Raw genomic sequence first — 19,283 nt, 5'->3', positions numbered from 1 at the left:
TGCTGATCAGGACGTGTTGGCTGCGGCCTCGGGTGGTGGGTCGGGATCGTGGTCGGAGGGGCGTGGGCCTTCCGGGCCGTTGGGGGAGAAGCGCAGCAGGGTTTCGACGCGGGTGATGCGGAACCGTCGGCCGAGGGCGGTGATCTCGTCGATGCGGTTGCGGTCGAGGTGGTCGGCGGCCTGCTGATAGGCGGCGTTCTGGTCGGGGGTGAGTGGGCGGTGGCGGGGCTCGATGTGGCGGAAGGTGAAGGCGAGTTCGTCGCGTGCCTCTTGTGGAGTGGCGACGGCGTGGCTGATGGGCTGCCATGCCCCGTCGACGTGTTCGGCGGCGGCGTATCGGGCGGGGAGCACTGCGGCGTGGGGGTGGGAGCGCACGGCGGCGACGCTGTCGGCGTACACGTCGGCCGGTACGAGGGCGCGTGGGTAGTGCGCGGTGAGTAGGTCGACTTTCAGCATCGCGGTGCCGACGCCGGTGGCGGCTGCCGGGTCGGCGATGACCTCTTCGTCGCAGAAGCTGTCGTGATCGGTGAAGTCGCGGGGGTCGGGGTCGGTGGGACGCGGCGGTTCGGGTCCGTCGGGGCCAAAGCGGGCGAACGTGTCCGCGCGTATGACGCGGTGGATCTGTCCCGCGACGACGACCTCGTCGATCTTCTCCCGGTCGAGGAGCTGTGCGACGGCGGTGACTTCGGCGGCCAGGGCCGGGTCGGTGGTGTCGAGCAGCCGTTCCCGTAGTCGGTGGGCGAGGGTGTTGCGGGCGTCTTGCGGGGTGTGGTCGAGCAGGGCGTGCACCTGCCACCGTCCGTCGCCGAGGTCGACCGCGTGTCCGAACAGCGGCGCGCCGATCCGGACGACCGGGTACGCGTGCGTGCGGGAGACGGCGTCGTGATCGGTGATCGCACCGACCGGGTCGGTGGGCCGCTCGACGCGTACGACCGCTGGCGACCGGGCGTGCTCTTCGTGACTCATGGACGTGATTGTGTAACGCAGCGGATGGTGCTGTCCTGCCGGCACGCGGCAATAGGTCCACATTGTGGAACGGCAGCTGTCTGTGACCTTCAAGCCATCCGGATCTGGCCGATGTGATTGTGTCTCCGGACGAGGATTTGCATCGCCTGGGCGCTGGCCCAGACGTCCATATTGCGGTTGACGGACGCTCAACAGCGGATCAGTGTCCGAAGCATGGACGCGACGACGCGGGCGAACAGACTACAGCGAGGTTGCGGTCCGCGCGGCGCAGCGACGTGCGAACGAGCTCGGTGTCGCCTGCCGGTACATCGTCGCGGCGCTCCCCGGCGCTCCTCTGGCCGATGCCTGCGCCGACCTCGTCTACACCGGCAAGGGCGCGTTGATCTGGATGCCCGACCTGGCTCGGTGGGCTCAAGACATCGTCCGTCTGCCTGCTCCGCCCGTCGGGACATCTGTTCATCTACGAGGAACACCCTGCGGTGCCATTGTGGACGTGGGACGCAGACGAACCTCGAATCCGACCGGATCGCAGCTACTTCGCCAGGAGTCACATCAATGACACCTTTCCTGCCGGCGGAGCGGTCCAGTGGCAGCGAACTCTCGGCGAAGTCGTGACGACGGTGGCTGCGGCCGGCTTGCACATCCTTCACCTCGGCGAGTATGCCGACCCATTTTGGCGCCAGACAGGAGCAGCCGCATTGATCTGCCGCAGCCCGCGCAAACGAGGGAGCCGGTGGGGAGCAGACTGAGCGGTGTCCTGCTGGTGGTACCAGAGGTATCCGTGCGCGGCGGATCCCAGGGCGGCCCAACTCGTGGGCGGCGTCTACCTGGGGTGTCTCCTATTCGTGGCCATCTCTGTGATGATGTGCGTCGTCTGCGGATGTGCTGTCCTGCTCTTGTCCCCGGCCCTCTAGATGAGGGCGCGGTCGCTGGTGTTCGCGCGGTGGCGGGCCCGCCAGCGGGTGATCGTGCCGGCGGCGCAGGCGAAGCATCCGATTGTCCACAGCCAGCCGACGGTGTAGTCGCCGCTGGCATCGACCAGCATTCCGAACAGCGGTGGGCTGAGGAACAGCCCGGCGAAGAACGAGCCCTGAATTCGTCCCGACGAGCGGGCCACGTCCCGGCCCCGCGCGGCCCGAATCACCACGAACATCGCCACGCTGTTGAACGCCGCCGCGGTCAACCCGATCACGACCGTGCCGGCCCAGAGGGCCATCGGCCCGACCCACGCACCGGCCAGGATCAGCCCGGCGGCCAGCGCGCCGACCAGCGCCATCATCCGTAACGTCCGCAGGCCGGCGCGCTGCGCGTCGACGGTTCGTTCGACGATGAGGGTGACGTTGATCCGGGAGATCACCGCGCAGAGCCCGATCGTCGCCAGCAGTGCGCCGGCCAGCCCGGCACTGAGGCCGATCTGCTCGTGGGCGTAGAGCACGAGATAGGTGTTGATGGTCGCCATCCCGGCACCCATCAGCGCGCTGAACACCGCGAGTCGGCGTAGCGGCGACGCCGCGGCTGGGGGATCGGGTGCTGCGATGGTCACCGGCGTCCGGCGCGGCCGACTCGCCCCGGCGGCCCGGGTCGCCGGCAGCGTGAGCAGGCACGCCCCGGCGGTGGCCAGGACGGCGTAGCGCCAGGTGGTGGCCAGTGCGATGGCGGGCAGACTGATCCCGGTCAGCAGGGCGGCGGCCTGCACCCCGGACTGCTTGACCCCGATCAGGACGGCATGGGGCTGGGGGCGGGCGGCGATGGCCAGGTTGGTGGCCGGATTGGCGACGGCCGCCGCCGCGCCGGCGACGACGACCGCCACCATGACGGCGAGCAACGTGGTCGCGGCGGCGAGCGTGGCCGCGCCGATGGCGGCGAACGCGATCGTCAGCAGCATGGCCCGGCGGGCGCCGAGCGCACCGACCCAGTGGCCCATCACCGGTGACAGCGCCGCCGCGGCCAGATAGTAGGCGCTGGTGACGATGCCGAGCTGGGAGCGGGACAGGTCGAACTCGGCGGTCAGGAACGGGCTCAACGCGCCGATGCCGAACTGCATCAGGCTGGCGACGACCATGATGGTGGCGAACGCGACCGCTGGTCCGACCTGATGCCGGGCCGTCCGCGTCGGCGTCGGACTGGCGGGCACTACGGTCCCAGGTCGTCGGGATCGGTGCGGACCTCGATGAACCGTGGCCCGGCTGCGTCGGCGGCGGTGTCGAGCGCCTTGGCCAGGGCCGGTGCCGAGTCCACGCGCTCTGCCGGCACGCCGTACCCGGCGCTGATCGCGGCGAAGTCCGGTCCGGCGATGTCCTTGCCGGGGTAGGTGCCGGACTCCACCGCACGTCGGCCGTAGCGACGCAGCGCGGCCGCCACGGCCGCGTACGATCCGTTGTTGATCATTAGGTAGGTGACCGGCAGCCGTCGTCGGGCCGCGACCCAGAGCGCGGGGGCGCCGAACTGGAACGAGCCGTCCCCGACCACCGCGACCACCCGATCGTCCGGGCGGGCGATGCTGACCCCGAGCGCGGCGCCCATGCCCCAGCCCAGCGCGCCGGAGGAGGTGGTGATCAGCTGCCCCGGCGTGTCCTGCGGAAGGTGGGCGAAGAACGCGCCGTTGGAGGTGGTGGCGTCGGCCACGATCCGGGTCCGCCGGTCGACGGTGGCAGCCAGCGCGGTCGCCACCTCGGGCACGGAGAGCGGCCCGTCTCGGTCTGGGCCGGTCACGGTGGCCGGTCCGGTCGCCTCGGTGGTATCGGCCGGGGAAGTGGGCCGGGGCTGGTGGTCGGCCGGCAGCGCGGTGAGTAGCTGGTCGAGGATGAGCCGGTGGTCCCCGGTGAGGGTGATGTCGGCGCCGTGCGTCTTGCCGATCTCGGCCGGGTCGGCGTTGCTGTGGATGAGGGTCACCCCGGCGGCGGGCGCGGCGATGCTGCCGGCCTCGAACTCGTGGAAGCAGCGTGCGCCGAGGAAGGCCACCACGTCCGCCTGCCGTACCGCCGGCAGCCGGTCGGCGTAGAAGCCGGCGTAGCACGGGTGGCCGGTGGGGAAGGCGGATCGTTCGAACGACCGCCGGTCCTCGTTGACCACCTGCGCGCCGAGCCGCTCGGCGAGCCTGACCAGCAGATCGACCGCGTCCTCCCGGACGAGGTCGGCACCGGCGACCAGCAGCGGTTTCCGGGCCCCGGCCAGTGCGCTGGCCGCCGCCGCGACCTGGTCGGGGGCGGGGGCTCCGGACGTGACCTGGCGGGATCGGGCGGGTGCTGGTGCGACGGTCGAGGCCGGTGCCGCGACCAGGTCCTCGGGCAGGCCCAGCCAGACCGGGCCGGGTGGTCCGTTGGTGGCGACCTGCAGTGCCCGGGACAGGTCTTCGGCGAGATGCTCGGTGCGCTGCACCTGCCAGCTCCACTTGGCGTTCCCGGCGGCCAGCGCGCCGACGTCCGGCGGCGCGGTGAACCCGCGCCGGGACTGGATCACGCCGGCCTTGAGCCCGTTGAGCACCAGCACCGGCGCCCGGCCGAGCTGCGCGGCGTACATCCCGCCGAGTCCGTTGACCAGTCCGACATTGGTGTGCAGGTAGGCCACGCCCGGCGGGCCACCGGCGAACCGGGCGTAGCCGTCGGCCATGGTGACCGCGGTCAGCTCGTGGGTGGTGAGCCAGACGTCCAGCTCCGGGCGGTCGACGGAGGCGTCCAGGAACGGGGCCTCGGTGCTGCCGGGGCAGGTGAAGACCTGCCGTACGCCCCAGTCGAGCAGGATGTCGATGAGGGTGTGTGCGGCGCTCTGCGGCATGGTTACTGCTCCTTCCGGCCGCTCGGGCTCGGTCTGGTCGGTGGGGCCGCAACGGTCGGGCCGGGCAGGCTGGCCGGGTTGACAACGTGCGCGATGGTCTGCAACTCGCTGCATTCCTCGACGGCCACGAAGCCGTGCCGTCGGCCGAGGCCGCTCTGCTTGGCCCCACCGAACGGCATGGCCAGGTCGGAGGCGCCGAGCCGGTGGGCGTTGACGAAGACCGAGCCGGCCTCGATCCGGCGGGCCACCGTGTCGGCGTGCGACGCGTCGGCGGACCAGACCGACGCGGCGAGGCCGTAGTCGGTGCCGTTGGCGAGGGCGACCGCCTCGTCGTCGGTGTCGAACGGCAGGATCGGCACGGTAGGGCCGAACTGTTCCTCGGTGACCAGGGCGATGTCGTGCGGGGCGTCGGTGACCACCGTGGGCAGGAGGAAGTTGCCGCGTTCCCAGTGCGCGGTGGTGCCACGCCGGCCGACCGTGCGGACCCGGGCTCCGTGTCGCCGCGCCTCGGCGACAAGGGCACGTACCCGGTCGTACTGGGAGCGGGTGGTGAGCGGACCGATGGTGGTCTCGGGGTCGCGGCCGTCGCCCACCACCAGCGCGTCGGCGGCCTCGGTGTATGCCGTGACCAGTTCCGCGTAGCGGCTGCGGTGTACGTAGATCCGCTTGACGCTGTAGCAGACCTGGCCGGACGAGGTGAACGTGCCACGGACCAGCTCGTCGATGAGCCGGTCGTCGATCATCGCCGACTCCAGCACCAGCGCGGGATCGTTGCCGCCGAGTTCGAGGCCGAGCCGCTTCAGCGTGGGTGCCGCGGCCGCCATGATGGTCCGCCCGGTGGCGGTGCTGCCGGTGAAGAGCACGGCCCGTACCCGGCGGTCGGTGGTCAGCGCGGTCCCGGCCACCGACCCGGTGCCGGGCACCACGGTGACGACGCCCGGTGGCAGCGCGGCGGCAAGGATCCGCAGCGTCTCGGTGAGCGCGAGCGGGGTGACCTCGGAGGGCTTGACCACCACCGGATTGCCGGCCAGCAGCGCCGGTACCAGCATCAGTGAGGCGAGGTAGACGGGGTAGTTCCACGGCACGATCACGGCGGTGACGCCGAGGGGACGGCGACGGAAGCGGGCGGTGCCGGCGGCGTTGCGGTGGTCGACCTCGGCGTCGAACTCGGCCGCCAGACCGGCGTAGTAGCGCAGGATCGCCGCGGCGCCGCCGACGTCGAGCGTGGACTCCCACCGCACCTTGCCGTGCTCGCGGGTGAGCAGCACGGCGCGGGCCGCCGGGTCGTGGCGGTCGAGCGCGTCGGCGGCACTGCGGAGCAGGTCGGCGCGGGCGGTCGCGGTCAGCGCGGCCCAGCCGGGCGCCGCCGCCACGGCCAGGTCCAGGGCCCGGTCGACGTGGTCGGCCGAGCCGAGGGCCACGGTGCCGACCACCTCATCGCGGTTGGCCGGGTTGCGAACCGGCAGCAGGTCGGCGCTGGGGATCGTCCCCAGGGGCACGTCCCCGTCGAGGTAGGGCAGCGCGGTCGGTGCGGTGGCGGAGGTGGATGTCTGCGTCAACGGCGGATCTCCTCCGTTGAGAGGAACGGATGTTCCGCCCAACCTTGCGGACGTCATCTCGCCTGTCAAGAGCCGAAGGTGATCGCATTGAACCGTGCTCACCTGCCGATATGTCCCAATCGGAAACGCCGACGAGATGGCCCGGAAACACCTCTTGACAGCGCCGACCCTGATGGCGGAGGGTTTGCGGAACGTTTGAACCGCTGAACGGAACAGCCCGGAACCGGAAACTCGATCCCGAACAGGAGTCGATGGTGTCTCGCCCCTCCGAGGGAGCCCGTGAGCCGATCACCAAGGCGATCGACCTCATCACGGCAGTGATCAGCCACGGCGGCAAGCCAGTGGGCGTGCGCGAACTGGCCACCCAGACCGACATGGCCCCCAGCACCGTCCACCGGTTGCTCGCCGTACTGGAACGACGTTGCCTGGTCGAGCGGGACGACACCGGCCGGTACGCCATCGGGCTGGAGCTGTTCCGCTGGGGCTCCCGGCTGGCTGGCCTGTTCAACCTTCGGGAGACCGCGCTGCCCCGGGTCCGCGACCTGGCGCACGAGACCAACGAGACCGCCCTGCTCGGCGTCTACAACGCCACCACCCAGCTGATGATGTACACGGCCAGCGTCGAGTCGTCACACCCACTGCGCTATGTCCTGGAGTTGGAGAAGTGGCGCCCGATCTATGCCGGCGCGAGCGGCCTGGCCATCATGGCCTTTCTCCCGGCCGACGAGCAGCAGGCGATCGTGGACCGGTCCGGGCTCGCCCCGGTCACCGAGCGGACCATCACCGACCCCGAGACGCTGCACCGCGAACTGGCGAAGATCCGTCGTCGCGGCTACGCGCTGACCAGCGGGCAGAACATCCCCGGCGCGGTCGGCCTGGCGGCGCCGATCTTCGACGGACAAGGCGCGGTCGTCGGCGACGTCTGCCTCACCATCCCCGAGCAGCGGTACGACGCCACCGCCCACGAAGACCTGACCAACCACCTCATCGACTGCGTCCGCGACATCTCCATCTCGCTCGGCGCCCAGGTGCAGACCGGGGTCTGGCCACCGTCCCCCGCGCCCGCCGCCGACGCCCCCGCATAAGGAGCACACCCATGGACATCCCCCTGTCCCGGTCCACCCCACGGTCCAGAACCCTCCGCCTCGCCCTGGCCGCCGTCCTCGTCGCGACCACCGTCACCGCCTGCGGCGGCAGGGGTTCCGGCGCCGACGGCGATGTGCAGACCATCCGCTTCGGCTCGGTCGGCGGCCTCACCGACGCCGGTCTCTACCTCGCCGAGGCGCGGGGGTACTTCGCCGACGCCGGCCTGCGGGTCGAACGGCAGCGGATGGGTGGCGGATCGGAGATCACCACCGCCGTCGCCACCGGCAATCTCGACGTCGCCGGGTTCGCCGTCACCGCCGGACTGTTCAACGCCGCGGCACAGGGGCTGGACGCCAAGGTGGTGGGGGACAAGCAGAGCGTCAGCACCGCCGCCTCGGCCACCCGACTGGTGGCACAGAAGCCCCTGGTCGGCGGCGACGTCGCCGCCAGCCTCAACAACCTGCGCGGCAAGCGGATCGCCGTGTCCGATCCCCGGTCGGCGACCATCGTGTTGCTCGACGGGCTGCTGAAGAAGTACGGCATGACCCGCGATGACGTGCGAGTCGAGACGCTGGCCTACCCGGAGATGACCGCCGCACTGATCAACGGCTCGCTCGACGCGGCGATCGAACTCGAACCGTTCCTCACCACGGCGCTCAACTCCGGCCGTGTCGCGGAGGTCTCCGATCTGTCCGAGGTGGTGCCGGCCGACGGCGCCACCCTGGTGCCGCTGGTCTACAGCCAGCGCTTCATCGACGAGCAGCCCGAGGCCGCCCAGGGCTTCATGACCGCGTACCTGCGCGGCGTACGCGACTACAACGACGCCTTCCTCAAGGACCAGAGCAAGCAGGAGGTGGCCGAGATCATCGCCGAGGCGGCCCAACAGCCGCTGGAGGTGGTGCTCGCCGCGCACGTCGCCGGGCTCGATCCCGACCAGGTGGTCAGCCGGCAGTTCCTCGAAGACACCCAGCAATGGTTCGTCGAGAGCGGCCTGGTCAACGAGCCGGTCGACATCTCCACACTGCTCGACGACCGGTTCGCGAAAGAGGCGGTGAACGAACTTGGCAGCTACTGACACGGCGACCGGCACGACCGGAACCTCCGGCACCGGCCCGACCGGCGGCGTCGGCGACCGGACGGTCTGCGAGCTGGACGACCTCAGCCGGGTCTACTTCGGCAAGTCCGGTCAACCGGTCGTCGCCATCGGCGGGATGTCCTTCCGGATCCGGGAGGGCGAGGTGCTGTCGGTGATCGGCCCGAGCGGCTGCGGCAAGAGCAGCCTGCTGCGGATCCTCGCCGGCCTCGACCGCGACTACGAGGGCACGCTGCGCTGGCGACGCCAGGTCAACGATTCCGGCCGGCACCGGCTGGCCAGCGCCACCGTCTTCCAGTCGGACAGCCTCTTTCCCTGGCTCACCGTGCGCCGCAACGTGGAGCTGCCGCTCAAGCCGCTTGGTTGCGGGGCCGCCGAGCGTCGCGAGCGCTCCCGGCGCTACCTCGAACTGACCGGGCTGCGGGACTTCGCCGACGCGTACCCGCACGAACTTTCCGGTGGGATGCGCCAGCGCGCCGCGCTGGCCCGGGCGCTGGCCGCCGAGCCGCTGCTGCTCCTGCTCGACGAGCCGTTCGCGGCCCTGGATGCGCAGACCCGACTGATCATGCAGCAGGAACTGCTGAACGTCTTCGCGAAGAGTCCGACCACGGTTCTCTACGTCACCCACGACATCGAGGAGGCGGTCACCCTCGGTGACCGGGTGATGGTGATGACCGCCCGTCCCGGCCGGATCCGTCACCTGCGCGAGATCGACGTGCCCCGCCACGACGAGGTCATGTCGACCCGCAGCACGGAGGAGTTCCGCACCACCACCGAACAGCTCTGGACGATCCTCGCCGAAGAGGTCGGCGACACCCTCACCACGCAGAGGAGGTAGCGCGATGGCCGAGACCGCCACCGTCGGCGCGTACGCCGCGCTCAACGCCCGCGCCGCCCGCAGCTACCAACGGCGACGCCGGCGCAACCGGCTGATGCAGATCGGCCTCGGTGCCGGGGTGCCGCTCGCCCTGCTGCTGCTCTGGCAGGCCGGTTCCATGTTCGGTCTCATCGACGAACGGTTCTTCCCGGCGCCCTCGACCATCGTGGAACGGGCCGGCACCGACATCACTGAACGCAACCTCCTCGGTGATCTGGGCGTCCAGTTGCAGGCCAGCCTGATCCGGATCGTGGTGGGGATCGTGCTCGGGGTCAGCACCGGCATCCTCGTCGGCACCCTGATGGGCAGCGTCACCGCCGTCCGGCACGCCCTGTCGCCGTTGGTCTACGCGCTCTATCCGATGCCGAAGCTGGCGATCCTGCCGCTGCTGCTGATCATCTTCGGGATCGGCGACACCAGTAAGATCATGTTGGTCACTCTCGGTGTCTTCTTCGTCGTCTGTCTCTCGGCATTCAGTGGCACCCTCTACACCAGCCAGGTCTACGCCGACGTGGCCAAGGCGTTCGCCTTCCCCCGGATGATGCGCTATTGGCGGGTGGTGCTGCCGGCCGCACTGCCGTCCATCATGAACGGCGTCAAGCTCGGCATCGGGCAGGCGCTCATCCTGGTCGTCTCGGTGGAGTTCGTCAGCTCCAACGACGGCATCGGATACTTCATCTGGCAGTCCTGGCAGACCCTGGACATCCCGAGGATGTTCATCGGCCTGATCTGCGTGGCCCTCGGGGGTGCCGGCGCGGTGCTCCTCGGCGACCTGTGCGAACGGATGCTCGTGCCATGGGCCAAGCGTTGACCGACCCCGCCGCCGCTGCCGCTGCCGATCCCGGCCTCGTGCACGAGGGCGCGGGCCGACCGGTCCCGATCCACGGCGTGGGCGGACCGGTTCCGACCGTCGTGCTGCTGCACGCCGCCGGCCTGGACCATCGGATGTGGCGGCCGGTGCACACGCGACTGACCGGGCTCGGATACCGGGTCGTCGTACCAGACCTGGCCGGCCACGGTGGGCGGCCGGCACCGCCGCCCGCGTTCACCCTCGGTGACCTCGCCGAGGACGTGGCCGGTCAGCTCGCCGAGCTGACCGGGCCGCTGGTGCTGGCCGGCGTCTCGCTCGGCGGGATGCTCGCGCAGCTCTGCGCGCTCCGTCCGGAACTGCCGGTGGCCGGTCTGGTGCTGGCCAACACGATGTCCGAGACCCCGGCGCCGCTCCGGGCGGCGCTGGCACGGCGGGCCGACCGCACCGCCCAGGCCGGGATGGCCGGCATGGTGGCCGAGACCATCGACCGCTGGTTCACCGAACACACCCGGCAGACCGAGCCGGCGCTGATCAACCGGGTCCGGGACTGGCTGCTGGCGGCCGACCCGGCCGTCAACGCGCAGACCTGGCGGGCGATCGCCGAGCTGTCGCTGCTCGGCCGGCTGGCCGCGGTCAACGTGCCGGCCCTGGTCATCTCCGGCTCGGCCGACCGGGCCGCCCCCGAGGAACTGGCGGCCGCGACCGCCGCCGCCCTGCCCCGGGCGCGCCGGGTGAGGTTCGCCGGCGTGGGGCACCTCGCCCCGCTGGAACAGCCGGACCGGTTCGCCGACGAGTTGCACCGGTTCATCGCCGACGACGTTGTCCACCGACAGGAAGGCGACCGAGCATGAACACCCCCACTTCGCCGGTGCCAACCGGCGCGACCGTCGCCGGCGCGACCGACCGGCCCCGCGTCGCCGTGGTCGGCGCCGGAATGGGTGGCCTCACCCTGGCCATCCTCCTCGCCCGGCTGCCCTGCATCGTGGACGTCTACGAGCAGGCGCCGGCGTTCGCCCGAGTCGGCGCCGGCATCAACGTCAGCCCGAACGCCACCCGCGCGCTCGACGGTGCCGGCGTGCTCACCGAGATGCGTCGCACCGCCTGCCGCCCGGCGGGTTGGACCAGCCGTAGCTGGGACACCGGCGATGTCCTCGCCTACCTGCCGCTCGGAGACGAGGCGGAGAAGCGCTACCACGGGCCGTTCCTACAGATGCACCGCGGCGACTTCCACCAGGCCCTGGTCGAGGCCGCAGCGGCGACCGGAGGCGTCAACCTGCACCACGGCCACCGGCTCGTCGGGCTCGACCAGTCCGCCGGCGACGCGGTCCGACTGACCTTCGCCGACGGGCGTACGGCCGAGGCCGACCTGGTGATCGGCGCGGACGGCATCCACTCCCAGGTACGCCGGACGGTCATGGGCGAGTCCGAACTGCACTTCACCGGCCGCGTCGCCTACCGGGGCGTGGTCGAGATGGATCGCGGCCAACGGGACGTCGATGACGACTTCGTCAAGTGGTGGGGGCCGGACCGGCACATCGTCGCCTACTACATCGGCGCCGGCCGGGAGGTCTACTACGTCACCAGCATCCCGGAGACCTCCTGGCGGGAGGAGTCCTGGTCCACCCGGGGCAGCCTCGATGACCTGCGGGAGGCGATGGACGGCTTCCACTCCGACGTACACAAGGTGATCAACATGCCTCATGCCACCTACAAGTGGGCGCTCTACGACCGGCAGCCGCTGGCCACCTGGCACGACGGAGCAGTCACGCTGCTCGGCGACGCCTGCCATCCGATGGTGCCCTACATGGCCCAGGGCGCGGCGATGGCAGTGGAGGACGCGGTCGTGTTGTACCGGAGCCTGACCCGGCACGGCTTCGGCGACCTGCCCCGGGCCCTCGACGCGTACGAGGGAACCAGGCTGGCCCGGACCGCCCAGGTGCAGACCGAATCCGCCCAGAACACGTTCATGCGCTCCGGCGGCTCGCCGCAGTGGCTCTACGGCTACGACGCCTGGAGCGTGCCGTTGACCCCAGCCGACAGCGAGGTATCCCGATGAGTGAGCCACGGCCGCTGGCCGACCTGAACCCACCCGACGTGGTCGCACCCGCCGCCGACGGCCAGCCGGCCCGGCTCATCGGCGGGGAGTGCCGCGACTGCGGCGCCCGGACCTTTCCCACCCGGGTGTCCTGCCCCCGGTGCCTCGGCGGCAACGTCGTACCGCTGCCGCTCGGGAGGCGCGGCACCCTGTACGCGTACACCACCGTGCACGTGTCGGCCACCCGCCCGGTGCCGTACACGATCGGCTACGTCGATCTGCCGGAAGGCCCCCGGGTGCTCGCCGGCCTTCCCGGCGACCCCGCCCGGTACCACCTCGACCAGCAGGTGTCGCTGGTGGTCGAGACCGACGGAGACCGGCCAGCGTGGGCGTTCGTCCCCGCCGAGCCCGCCCGACCGGAGGGAGACCGTTCATGACCCGCCAGGTACACGTGATCAGCGCGGCGATGATCCCCATGGGGCGACACCGTGAGTCGTCGTACGTCGGGCTGGCGGCTCCGGCCGTGATCACCGCGCTGCGCGACAGTGGGCTGACCACCGATCGGATCGGCGCGGTCTACTGCGGGCACGCGTTCGGGGGGATGCTCACCGGGCAGCGGATCGTGAAGGAGACGGGGCTCGCCGGCATCCCGGTGGTCAACGTGGACAATGCCTGCTCCGGCGGTGCCAGCGCGGTGCACCTGGCCGCCGAGGCGGTCGCCCGGGGAGCCCAGGAGACCGCCCTGGTGATCGGCGTGGACAAGCTCACCCAGTTCGGTGGCGGCACGCTGCCGCTGGTCGCCGAGGACTGGGAGGTGCAGCAGGGCATGGTGATGCCGGCCCTCTACGCCATGCGGGCGCGCCGCTACCTGCACGATCGGGACGGCACCGTGGCCGACCTCGCCCGGCTGAGTGTCAAGAACCGCCGGCACGGCAGCAAGAACCCCTACGCGCAGTACCAGAAGGAGGTCACGGTGGAGGAGGTGCTGGCATCCCGGCCGATCGCCGAACCGTTGACCCTGTTGCAGTGCTGCCCGACCGGTGACGGGGCAGCCGCGCTGGTCGTGGTCGCCGACGAGGTGTGGCGCGGGCTCGGCCAGCCGCCGTCGATGCGGATCGCCGCGTCGGTGCTGCACTCCGGGGGCTTCGAGCCCGGGTTCCGCGACATGACCCGCCCTGAGATCAGCTATGACTCGGCCCGGGAGGCGTACGAACAGGCGTCGATCGACCCGAGCGACATCGACGTGGTCGAACTGCACGACGCCTTCACCGTCGCCGAGTTGGTCTACTACGAGGCGCTCGGCCTCTGCCCGCAGGGCGAGGCGATCGGGCTGCTCCGTTCCGGTGGCACGACGTACGGCGGCCAGGTGGTGGTCAACCCGAGCGGCGGGCTGCTGGCCAAGGGCCACCCGGTCGGGGCAAGTGGTGTGGCGCAGGTGGTGGAGGCGTTCTGGCAGCTCACCGGTCGGGCCGGTGCCCGGCAGGTGCCGGGCGCCCGGACCGCGCTGACGCACGTGACGGGTGGCGGCATCGCCGGGCTCGACCACGGCGCCTGCGCGGTGCACATCTTCGAGGCGGCGCAGTGACCTCCGCCCGGTCCGGTCCGTCGACTCCGACGGTGCCGGGCGGCCCACTGTCCGGGGTGCGGGTGCTGGATCTGACCACCTTCCTGTCCGGTCCGTTCGCCACCCAGATCCTGTCCGACCTCGGCGCCGAGGTGATCAAGGTCGAGTCTCTCGGTGGCGACCTGAGCCGGTCCATCCCGCCGCACTTCGTCGGCGACGACAGCGTCTACTTTCTCGCGAACAACCGGGGCAAGCGCAGCATCGCCGTCGACCTCAAGACCGATGACGGCCGCCAGGTGGTGCTCGACCTGATCGCCCGCAGCGATGTGGTGATCGAGAACTTCCGTCCCGGGGTCTGCCGCCGGCTCGGCCTCGACCCGGACCGGATCCGGGCAGATCAGCCCGATCTGGTCTGGGCGTCGATCAGCGGGTTCGGCCAGGTCGGTCCGCTGCGTGACCAGCCCGCGTACGACATGGTGGTGCAGGCGATGTCCGGGGTGATGAGCCTGACCGGCGAGCCGGGTGGTCCGGCGGTCCGGCTCGGTATCCCGGCCGGTGACCTGATCGCCGGCATGTACGCCACGATCGCCGTGATGGCCGCGCTGCTGGACCGGCCGCGCAGTGGCGGACGGACCGCGGATGTGTCCATGCTGGACGGCCAGCTCGCGATGCTGTCGTATCAGGGGGCGTACTCGCTGGTCGCCGGGGTGACGCCCGGACCGCAGGGCCGGGGGCACGACTCCATCCCGACCTACCGGTCGTTCGCCGGGCGGGACGGGCGGGAGTTCGTGGTGACGGCGAACACCGAGCGGATGTGGCAGGGGCTGTGCGACGCCCTCGGCCGGCCCGATCTGATCGCCGACGAGCGATTCGTCGACGGACGGGCACGGCTGACCCACCGAGACCAGCTCTGGCCCATCCTGGAGAAGGAGTTCGCCCGGCGCACTGCCCGGGAATGGGTCCGCGAACTCGCCACGCGGGCCGTTCCGGTCTCGCTCATCAAGACGGTGCCCGAGGCGCTGCGGGACGCCGACGAGGCGGGCCGGGACATGATCGTCGACCTCGCCCACCCGGACGGCCGGCAAGCGCGGGTGCTCGGAAACCCGGTGCGGTATGTCGGCGAGTCGGCCCGTCCGGCGACGTACCCGCCCGGGCTGGGGGAGCACACCGTGGCGATCCTGCGGGACATCCTCGGCCGGCCGCCGGAGGAGGTCGACCGTCTGCTGTCGAACCGAGCGGTGGCGACGGACCCGCGCCCACCCGGCACCACCCCGGCCGTCGCCTGAAGTCGGATCCGCGCCGCCCGGAGCCTCTGGAAACAGCCGGGCGAGCACCAAGGCCGAGCAGGAAGATCATCAAGGGCTCCTGCGCCAGGTCTCGGTCAGGGTGCGCAGGGTGAACCCGAACCTGTCCGCGGTCTCTCGCGGATCGTTGACGGGGAGGCAGTCGCGCAGCAGGACGTCGATGAGAGGCTTGGGGATTCCTGGTACGAGCCGGCTGGCGAGGCGTGCGGCCCAGCCGGGCAGGTGCCGAACGCGGACCGGGCCGGGATTGATGTGGCCGACGAACTCGTCCACGGTGTATGCCTGCGGTCCGGCCAGGTCGAACGTTCCGGTCGGCGTGCTCGGGTCGAGCGCCGCGTGGACCAGCGCCTCCACCACGTCGTCCCGCGCGATCCAGGCGTAGCGTTGGCTTCCCGGTCCGGGCACGACCACCCGTCCGTGCCGGCCGAGCAACGCCGAGGCAGTCGGGCCGGGCTGGTCGGGCGGCCCGTAGATGTGGGCGCATCGGAAGATCACCGCTGGCGTGTCACAGTCCTGCAGGAGTTGCTCGGCCTCGGCCTTGAAGCGCAGGTACGGGTTGGCCGATGCGGCGGAGACGTTCAGGTAGGACAGAAAGACCACCCGCCGCACGGCGCAGTCCTGCAACGCCGCGCAGGTCGCCGCGACAGTGTCGCGGTTGGCGGCCCGATAGCTGTTTCCCCGCCCGGGTGCCAACGCCCCGGCCAGATGCACCACCACGTCGGCGCCGCGGAACGCGGCCCGCAGGTCGTCACCGCGGCGCAGCGGACGCACCTCGGTGGGCAGTTCGGCCAACCGGTCCCGTAGCGCGGAACCGACCTGGCCGTCCGCGCCCACGACCGCCACCGGACCGGTCGACCAACCATCGGTCGTCACGGCACCCACCTTTCCTCCCTACCAGCGTGCGTTCCCGCGGCCCGGGATGGACAGGGCCGAACGGCCTGCCGGATCACTGTGCCTGGTCCGGTGGAGCGCCGCAGTCGCGGCCGAAGCGGCGGCGGTACTCGGTCGGGGTGAGGCCGGTCTCGCGGCGCAGGAGGGTGCGCAGGTTCGTCGCCGTGCCGAGGCCACTGCGGCGGGCGACCACGTCCAGCCGGGACTCGCCGCGTTCGAGCAGGCGGCAGGCGAGGGTGACCCGCTCCCCGGTCAGCCAGGCCAGCGGCGTCGTGCCCAACTCGGCCCGGAACCGCCGATGCAGCGTCGCCGGGCTCACCGCCGCATGACCGGCCAGGTCCGCGACCGTCAGCGGGCGGTCGAGGTGCTCCTGGGCCCAGGCCAGCAGCGGGGCCAGCGAGTCGTCCGGGATGTCCGGGATCGGGCGCTCGACGAACTGCCGCTGACCGCCGTCACGGTGGGCGAAGACGAGCCGGCGGCTGACCGCGTTGGCGATCTCCGCGCCGTGGTCGCGCCGCACCACGTGCAGGCCCAGATCGAGGGCCGCGGCACTGCCGGCCGCGGTGAGGATGTCACCGTCGTCGACGAAGAGAACGTCGGTCTCCAGGTGTACGCGAGGGAAGCGCGACCGGAACTGAGCCGCCCACTGCCAGTGGGCGGTGGCCCGTCTCCCGTCGAGCACTCCCGCCTCGGCCAGCGTGAACGCCCCGCTGCAGAAGCCGATCAGCCGGGCGCCGCGGGCGTGGGCGCGGCGGATCGCGTCCAGGACGGCCGGGCGCCGTGGGACCTCGACGTCGGGGCGGTTCGGAACGATCACCGTGTCCGCCTCGTCGACCGCGTCGAGCGGGGCGATCCCGGTCAGATCGAAGAAGCCGTCGCGCATCCGGGTGGTGCGGGTGGCCGAGCAGAGCCGGAAGGCGTACAGGTCGCGGCCGAGTTCGGGCCGGTGCAGTCCGAACACCTCGGTGGCGCAGCCGAGTTCGAAGGGGTTCGAGCCGGCGTCGACCAGGGCCACGACACGGTGCGAGGATTCTTGCGTCATCTGCTATTCCTAGCACTCACGCCGTACCCGGGAAGGGCCCCACGATGGGGGCGTGACCGAACCGATCTCCCTGACTGCGGCCCTGGCGTCCTTCGCGGAGCTGTGGAGCCCGCGCATCGTGACCCGGGTCAACGACCACGACATTCGCGTCGCCAAGGTGCGCGGCGAGCACGTCTGGCACACCCATGACCACACCGACGAGTTCTTCCTGGTGCTCGACGGAGAGTTGACGATCTCCCTGCGCGACCGCACGGTGGTGCTGCGGCGAGGAGACGTCTTCACGGTGCCGCGCGGGACCGAGCACAAACCGTCGTCACCGGGCGGCGCGTCGATCCTCATGGTGGAGCCGGCGGGGACAATGACCGTGGGCGACCGGCACGAGGACGTGCCCGATCACGTCGACGCGACCACCGGGCACGCCCTGTAGCTTCGGTGCGGCCCGAGGCGACCGACAGCAAGGTGCTCAGGCGCGCGGTCGGACCAGGCCGTTGTCGTACGCGAAGATGACCGCGTGGATCCGGTCCCGCGCTCCGATCTTGGCTAGGACGCGTCCGACATGCTTCTTCACGGTGGACTCGGTGAGGGTGAAGCGTTCGGCGATCTCGGCGTTGGTGGCGCCCTGGCCGATCGCTTCGAGGACCTCCCGCTCCCGCTCGCTCAGGGTGCTCAGGCGGGGGTCTGCCTGAGTGGTCGGCGCCGGATGCTCAAGGTAGGCGTTCATCAGCTTGCGGGTCAGGCTGGGAGCCACCACCGAGTCTCCGCTCGCCACGGCGCGGATGCCGGCGACCAGCTCCTCGGGACGGGCGTCTTTGAGTAGGAAGCCGCTCGCTCCGGCTCGCAGTCCGGCGTAGACGTATTCGTCCAGGTCGAAGGTGGTCAGCATCAGTACGTGAGTGCGCGAGCCAGCCGCGGTGATCCGGCGGGTGGCCTCTATGCCGTCCATGCCGGGCATGCGCACGTCCATCAACACCACGTCCGGGCGGGTCTGTTCCACCATCCGCACGGCCTCGGCGCCGCCCGAAGCCTCGCCGACCACGGTCATCCCGGGGGTGCCGTCGAGCAGCATCCTGAAACCCATGCGTTGCAGCTGCTGGTCGTCGGCGATCAGCACGGTGGTCATGAGGGCTCCTTGAGGACGACGTCGACGAGCCAGCCCTGCTCGGTCGGGCCGGCGGTCACTACCCCGCCGTACATGGCGGCGCGTTCCCGCATGCCGAGCAGGCCGTGGCTCGGGGCGGCGGGTTTGCCACGGCCGTCGTCGCGTACCTGTACCCGTACCTCTCCGTCGCAGGCAGCTAGGGTGACGTCCGCGGTCGCCCCGCGTCCCGCGTGTTTGAGGGTGTTGGTGAGCGCTTCCTGAACGATGCGGTAGACCGCGAGTTGCACGCCCCGCCCGAGGGTGTGCAACTCGCCCGAGGTGGAGTAGGTGACGGGCAGCCCGGCCGCCCGCACGCTCGGCAGCAGCCGGTCGAGATCGTCGATGCCGGGCTGCGGGCTCAGCTGCGGATCGGCGTCTCCCTCGCGTAGCACGCCCAGCACCCGGCGCAGCTCGGACAGCGCCTGCCGGCCGGTGTCCCCGATCAACCCGAGCGGTTCGGCGGCCCGCTCCCCCCGTGAGGTGGCAAGCGCGGCGCCGCCGTCGGCCAGGCCCACGATCACCGAAACGTGATGGCCGACGATGTCGTGCATCTCGCGGGCCACCCGGGCTCGCTCCTCGGCAACGGCGAGGCGGGCCCGCTGATCCCGCTCGACTTCGAGACGGGCGGCGCGGTCCTCAAGGGCGATGAGGTACGCCCGGCGGGTGCGCACCGCGACGCCGGACGCGACCGCGGCCCCCGACGTGCCGATCACCAGGAACAGCGTGATGGTGCGGTTCTCCGTCACCGGGGTGAGCACGTAGATCTGGGCGACCAGCAGTGCGATGGTGATCCCGGAGGCCCAGGCCAGTGCCCGCCACGAACCGCGGGAGGCCACCCCGAACAGCATCACGAGCAGGATCACCCCGGCGCCGACGCCGACGTCCAGCAATCCCTCGATCAACTCGATGGTCGCGGTGACCAGGAACGCCGGGAACGGGTACCGCCGCCGCCAGTACAGCGGTGGTAGCAGAACCAGGGTGGCGATCGCCGCCGACAGGGGATTCTCGATGAGGTTAGGGATGCTGAAGAGCACGATCGGAACGGCCACCAGGGTGTCCATGACCCACGGGCGGCGCCGATCGACGGCCCGCAACCGCGACTGCCGGTCCACCAGCCATCCCTGCGTGCTCATCAGGTGGTAC

At 71.2% G+C, this 19,283-nt stretch carries 18 protein-coding genes; 10 read left to right on the top strand and 8 right to left on the bottom strand.

The window, feature by feature from the left end; translation table 11 throughout:
* Positions 1 to 6: 6 nt before the first annotated feature.
* From O7615_RS31250 to O7615_RS31235, 4 genes are all read right to left on the bottom strand, one after another.
* The gene (locus tag O7615_RS31250; protein WP_278181390.1) at positions 7 to 966 is read right to left on the bottom strand and encodes a DUF5954 family protein; all 960 of its coding nucleotides are present in this window, start codon (positions 964 to 966) and stop codon (positions 7 to 9) included.
* Positions 967 to 1,876: 910 nt separating this feature from the next.
* Positions 1,877 to 3,100, bottom strand: coding sequence for an MFS transporter (locus O7615_RS31245; RefSeq protein ID WP_278181389.1), 1,224 nt, complete (start codon positions 3,098 to 3,100; stop codon positions 1,877 to 1,879).
* Complete coding sequence (locus O7615_RS31240) at positions 3,100 to 4,740, bottom strand: thiamine pyrophosphate-binding protein (RefSeq protein ID WP_278181388.1); 1,641 nt, start codon at positions 4,738 to 4,740, stop codon at positions 3,100 to 3,102. Before O7615_RS31240 ends, O7615_RS31245 begins: the two co-directional genes overlap by 1 nt.
* 2 nt (positions 4,741 to 4,742) lie before the next feature.
* Entirely contained in the window at positions 4,743 to 6,299 is a 1,557-nt protein-coding gene (locus O7615_RS31235) for an aldehyde dehydrogenase family protein (RefSeq protein ID WP_278181387.1), read from the bottom strand.
* 254 nt (positions 6,300 to 6,553) lie between these two features.
* On the opposite strand from O7615_RS31235, the gene O7615_RS31230 reads away from it, so the two are divergent.
* From O7615_RS31230 to O7615_RS31190, 9 genes are read left to right on the top strand one after another with little or no spacing between them, the layout of a single operon-like run.
* Positions 6,554 to 7,384 carry an IclR family transcriptional regulator gene (locus tag O7615_RS31230; protein ID WP_278181386.1) on the top strand — a complete coding sequence of 277 codons (831 nt, stop codon included), beginning with the start codon at positions 6,554 to 6,556 and terminating at the stop codon, positions 7,382 to 7,384.
* An 11-nt stretch (positions 7,385 to 7,395) separates the two neighbouring features.
* The gene (locus tag O7615_RS31225) at positions 7,396 to 8,460 is read left to right on the top strand and encodes an ABC transporter substrate-binding protein (RefSeq protein ID WP_278181385.1); all 1,065 of its coding nucleotides are present in this window, start codon (positions 7,396 to 7,398) and stop codon (positions 8,458 to 8,460) included.
* Positions 8,447 to 9,316: an ABC transporter ATP-binding protein gene (locus tag O7615_RS31220; protein WP_278181384.1), complete on the top strand. Its 870-nt coding sequence runs from the start codon at positions 8,447 to 8,449 to the stop codon at positions 9,314 to 9,316. The genes O7615_RS31225 and O7615_RS31220 overlap by 14 nt, the downstream gene beginning before the upstream one ends.
* Positions 9,317 to 9,320: 4 nt before the next feature.
* Complete coding sequence (locus O7615_RS31215) at positions 9,321 to 10,166, top strand: ABC transporter permease (RefSeq protein WP_278181383.1); 846 nt, start codon at positions 9,321 to 9,323, stop codon at positions 10,164 to 10,166.
* Entirely contained in the window at positions 10,151 to 11,017 is an 867-nt protein-coding gene (locus O7615_RS31210) for an alpha/beta hydrolase (RefSeq protein ID WP_278181382.1), read from the top strand. The genes O7615_RS31215 and O7615_RS31210 overlap by 16 nt, the downstream gene beginning before the upstream one ends.
* Positions 11,014 to 12,222 carry an FAD-dependent monooxygenase gene (locus tag O7615_RS31205; protein WP_278181381.1) on the top strand — a complete coding sequence of 403 codons (1,209 nt, stop codon included), beginning with the start codon at positions 11,014 to 11,016 and terminating at the stop codon, positions 12,220 to 12,222. Before O7615_RS31210 ends, O7615_RS31205 begins: the two co-directional genes overlap by 4 nt.
* Complete coding sequence (locus O7615_RS31200; RefSeq protein WP_278181380.1) at positions 12,219 to 12,638, top strand: OB-fold domain-containing protein; 420 nt, start codon at positions 12,219 to 12,221, stop codon at positions 12,636 to 12,638. Before O7615_RS31205 ends, O7615_RS31200 begins: the two co-directional genes overlap by 4 nt.
* On the top strand, positions 12,635 to 13,786 hold the full coding sequence (locus O7615_RS31195) for a thiolase family protein (RefSeq protein WP_278181379.1): 1,152 nt from the start codon (positions 12,635 to 12,637) through the stop codon (positions 13,784 to 13,786). The genes O7615_RS31200 and O7615_RS31195 overlap by 4 nt, the downstream gene beginning before the upstream one ends.
* On the top strand, positions 13,783 to 15,051 hold the full coding sequence (locus O7615_RS31190; RefSeq protein ID WP_278181378.1) for a CoA transferase: 1,269 nt from the start codon (positions 13,783 to 13,785) through the stop codon (positions 15,049 to 15,051). Before O7615_RS31195 ends, O7615_RS31190 begins: the two co-directional genes overlap by 4 nt.
* Before the next feature lie 69 nt (positions 15,052 to 15,120).
* Here the strand turns inward: O7615_RS31190 and O7615_RS31185 are convergent, their stop codons facing one another.
* Positions 15,121 to 15,942, bottom strand: coding sequence for an NAD-dependent epimerase/dehydratase family protein (locus tag O7615_RS31185; protein ID WP_278181377.1), 822 nt, complete (start codon positions 15,940 to 15,942; stop codon positions 15,121 to 15,123).
* Between the two features lie 73 nt (positions 15,943 to 16,015).
* Complete coding sequence (locus O7615_RS31180; protein ID WP_278181376.1) at positions 16,016 to 17,002, bottom strand: helix-turn-helix domain-containing protein; 987 nt, start codon at positions 17,000 to 17,002, stop codon at positions 16,016 to 16,018.
* Positions 17,003 to 17,054: 52 nt separating this feature from the next.
* Here O7615_RS31180 and O7615_RS31175 point away from each other — a divergent pair, with 52 nt between their 5' ends.
* On the top strand, positions 17,055 to 17,429 hold the full coding sequence (locus O7615_RS31175; protein ID WP_278181375.1) for a cupin domain-containing protein: 375 nt from the start codon (positions 17,055 to 17,057) through the stop codon (positions 17,427 to 17,429).
* Between the two features lie 36 nt (positions 17,430 to 17,465).
* On the opposite strand, the gene O7615_RS31170 is transcribed toward O7615_RS31175, so the two are convergent.
* Both O7615_RS31170 and O7615_RS31165 read right to left on the bottom strand, forming a co-directional pair.
* Entirely contained in the window at positions 17,466 to 18,122 is a 657-nt protein-coding gene (locus O7615_RS31170) for a response regulator transcription factor (protein ID WP_278181374.1), read from the bottom strand.
* Entirely contained in the window at positions 18,119 to 19,273 is a 1,155-nt protein-coding gene (locus O7615_RS31165) for a sensor histidine kinase (RefSeq protein ID WP_278181373.1), read from the bottom strand. The genes O7615_RS31170 and O7615_RS31165 overlap by 4 nt, the downstream gene beginning before the upstream one ends.
* Positions 19,274 to 19,283: the final 10 nt, after the last annotated feature.

Origin of the sequence: Micromonospora sp. WMMD1082 (assembly GCF_029626175.1) — a bacterium.
Lineage (GTDB): Bacteria > Actinomycetota > Actinomycetes > Mycobacteriales > Micromonosporaceae > Micromonospora.
The sequence above is the reverse complement of the archived record's forward strand: the minus strand, read 5'-3'. Positions and strand labels throughout refer to the sequence as shown.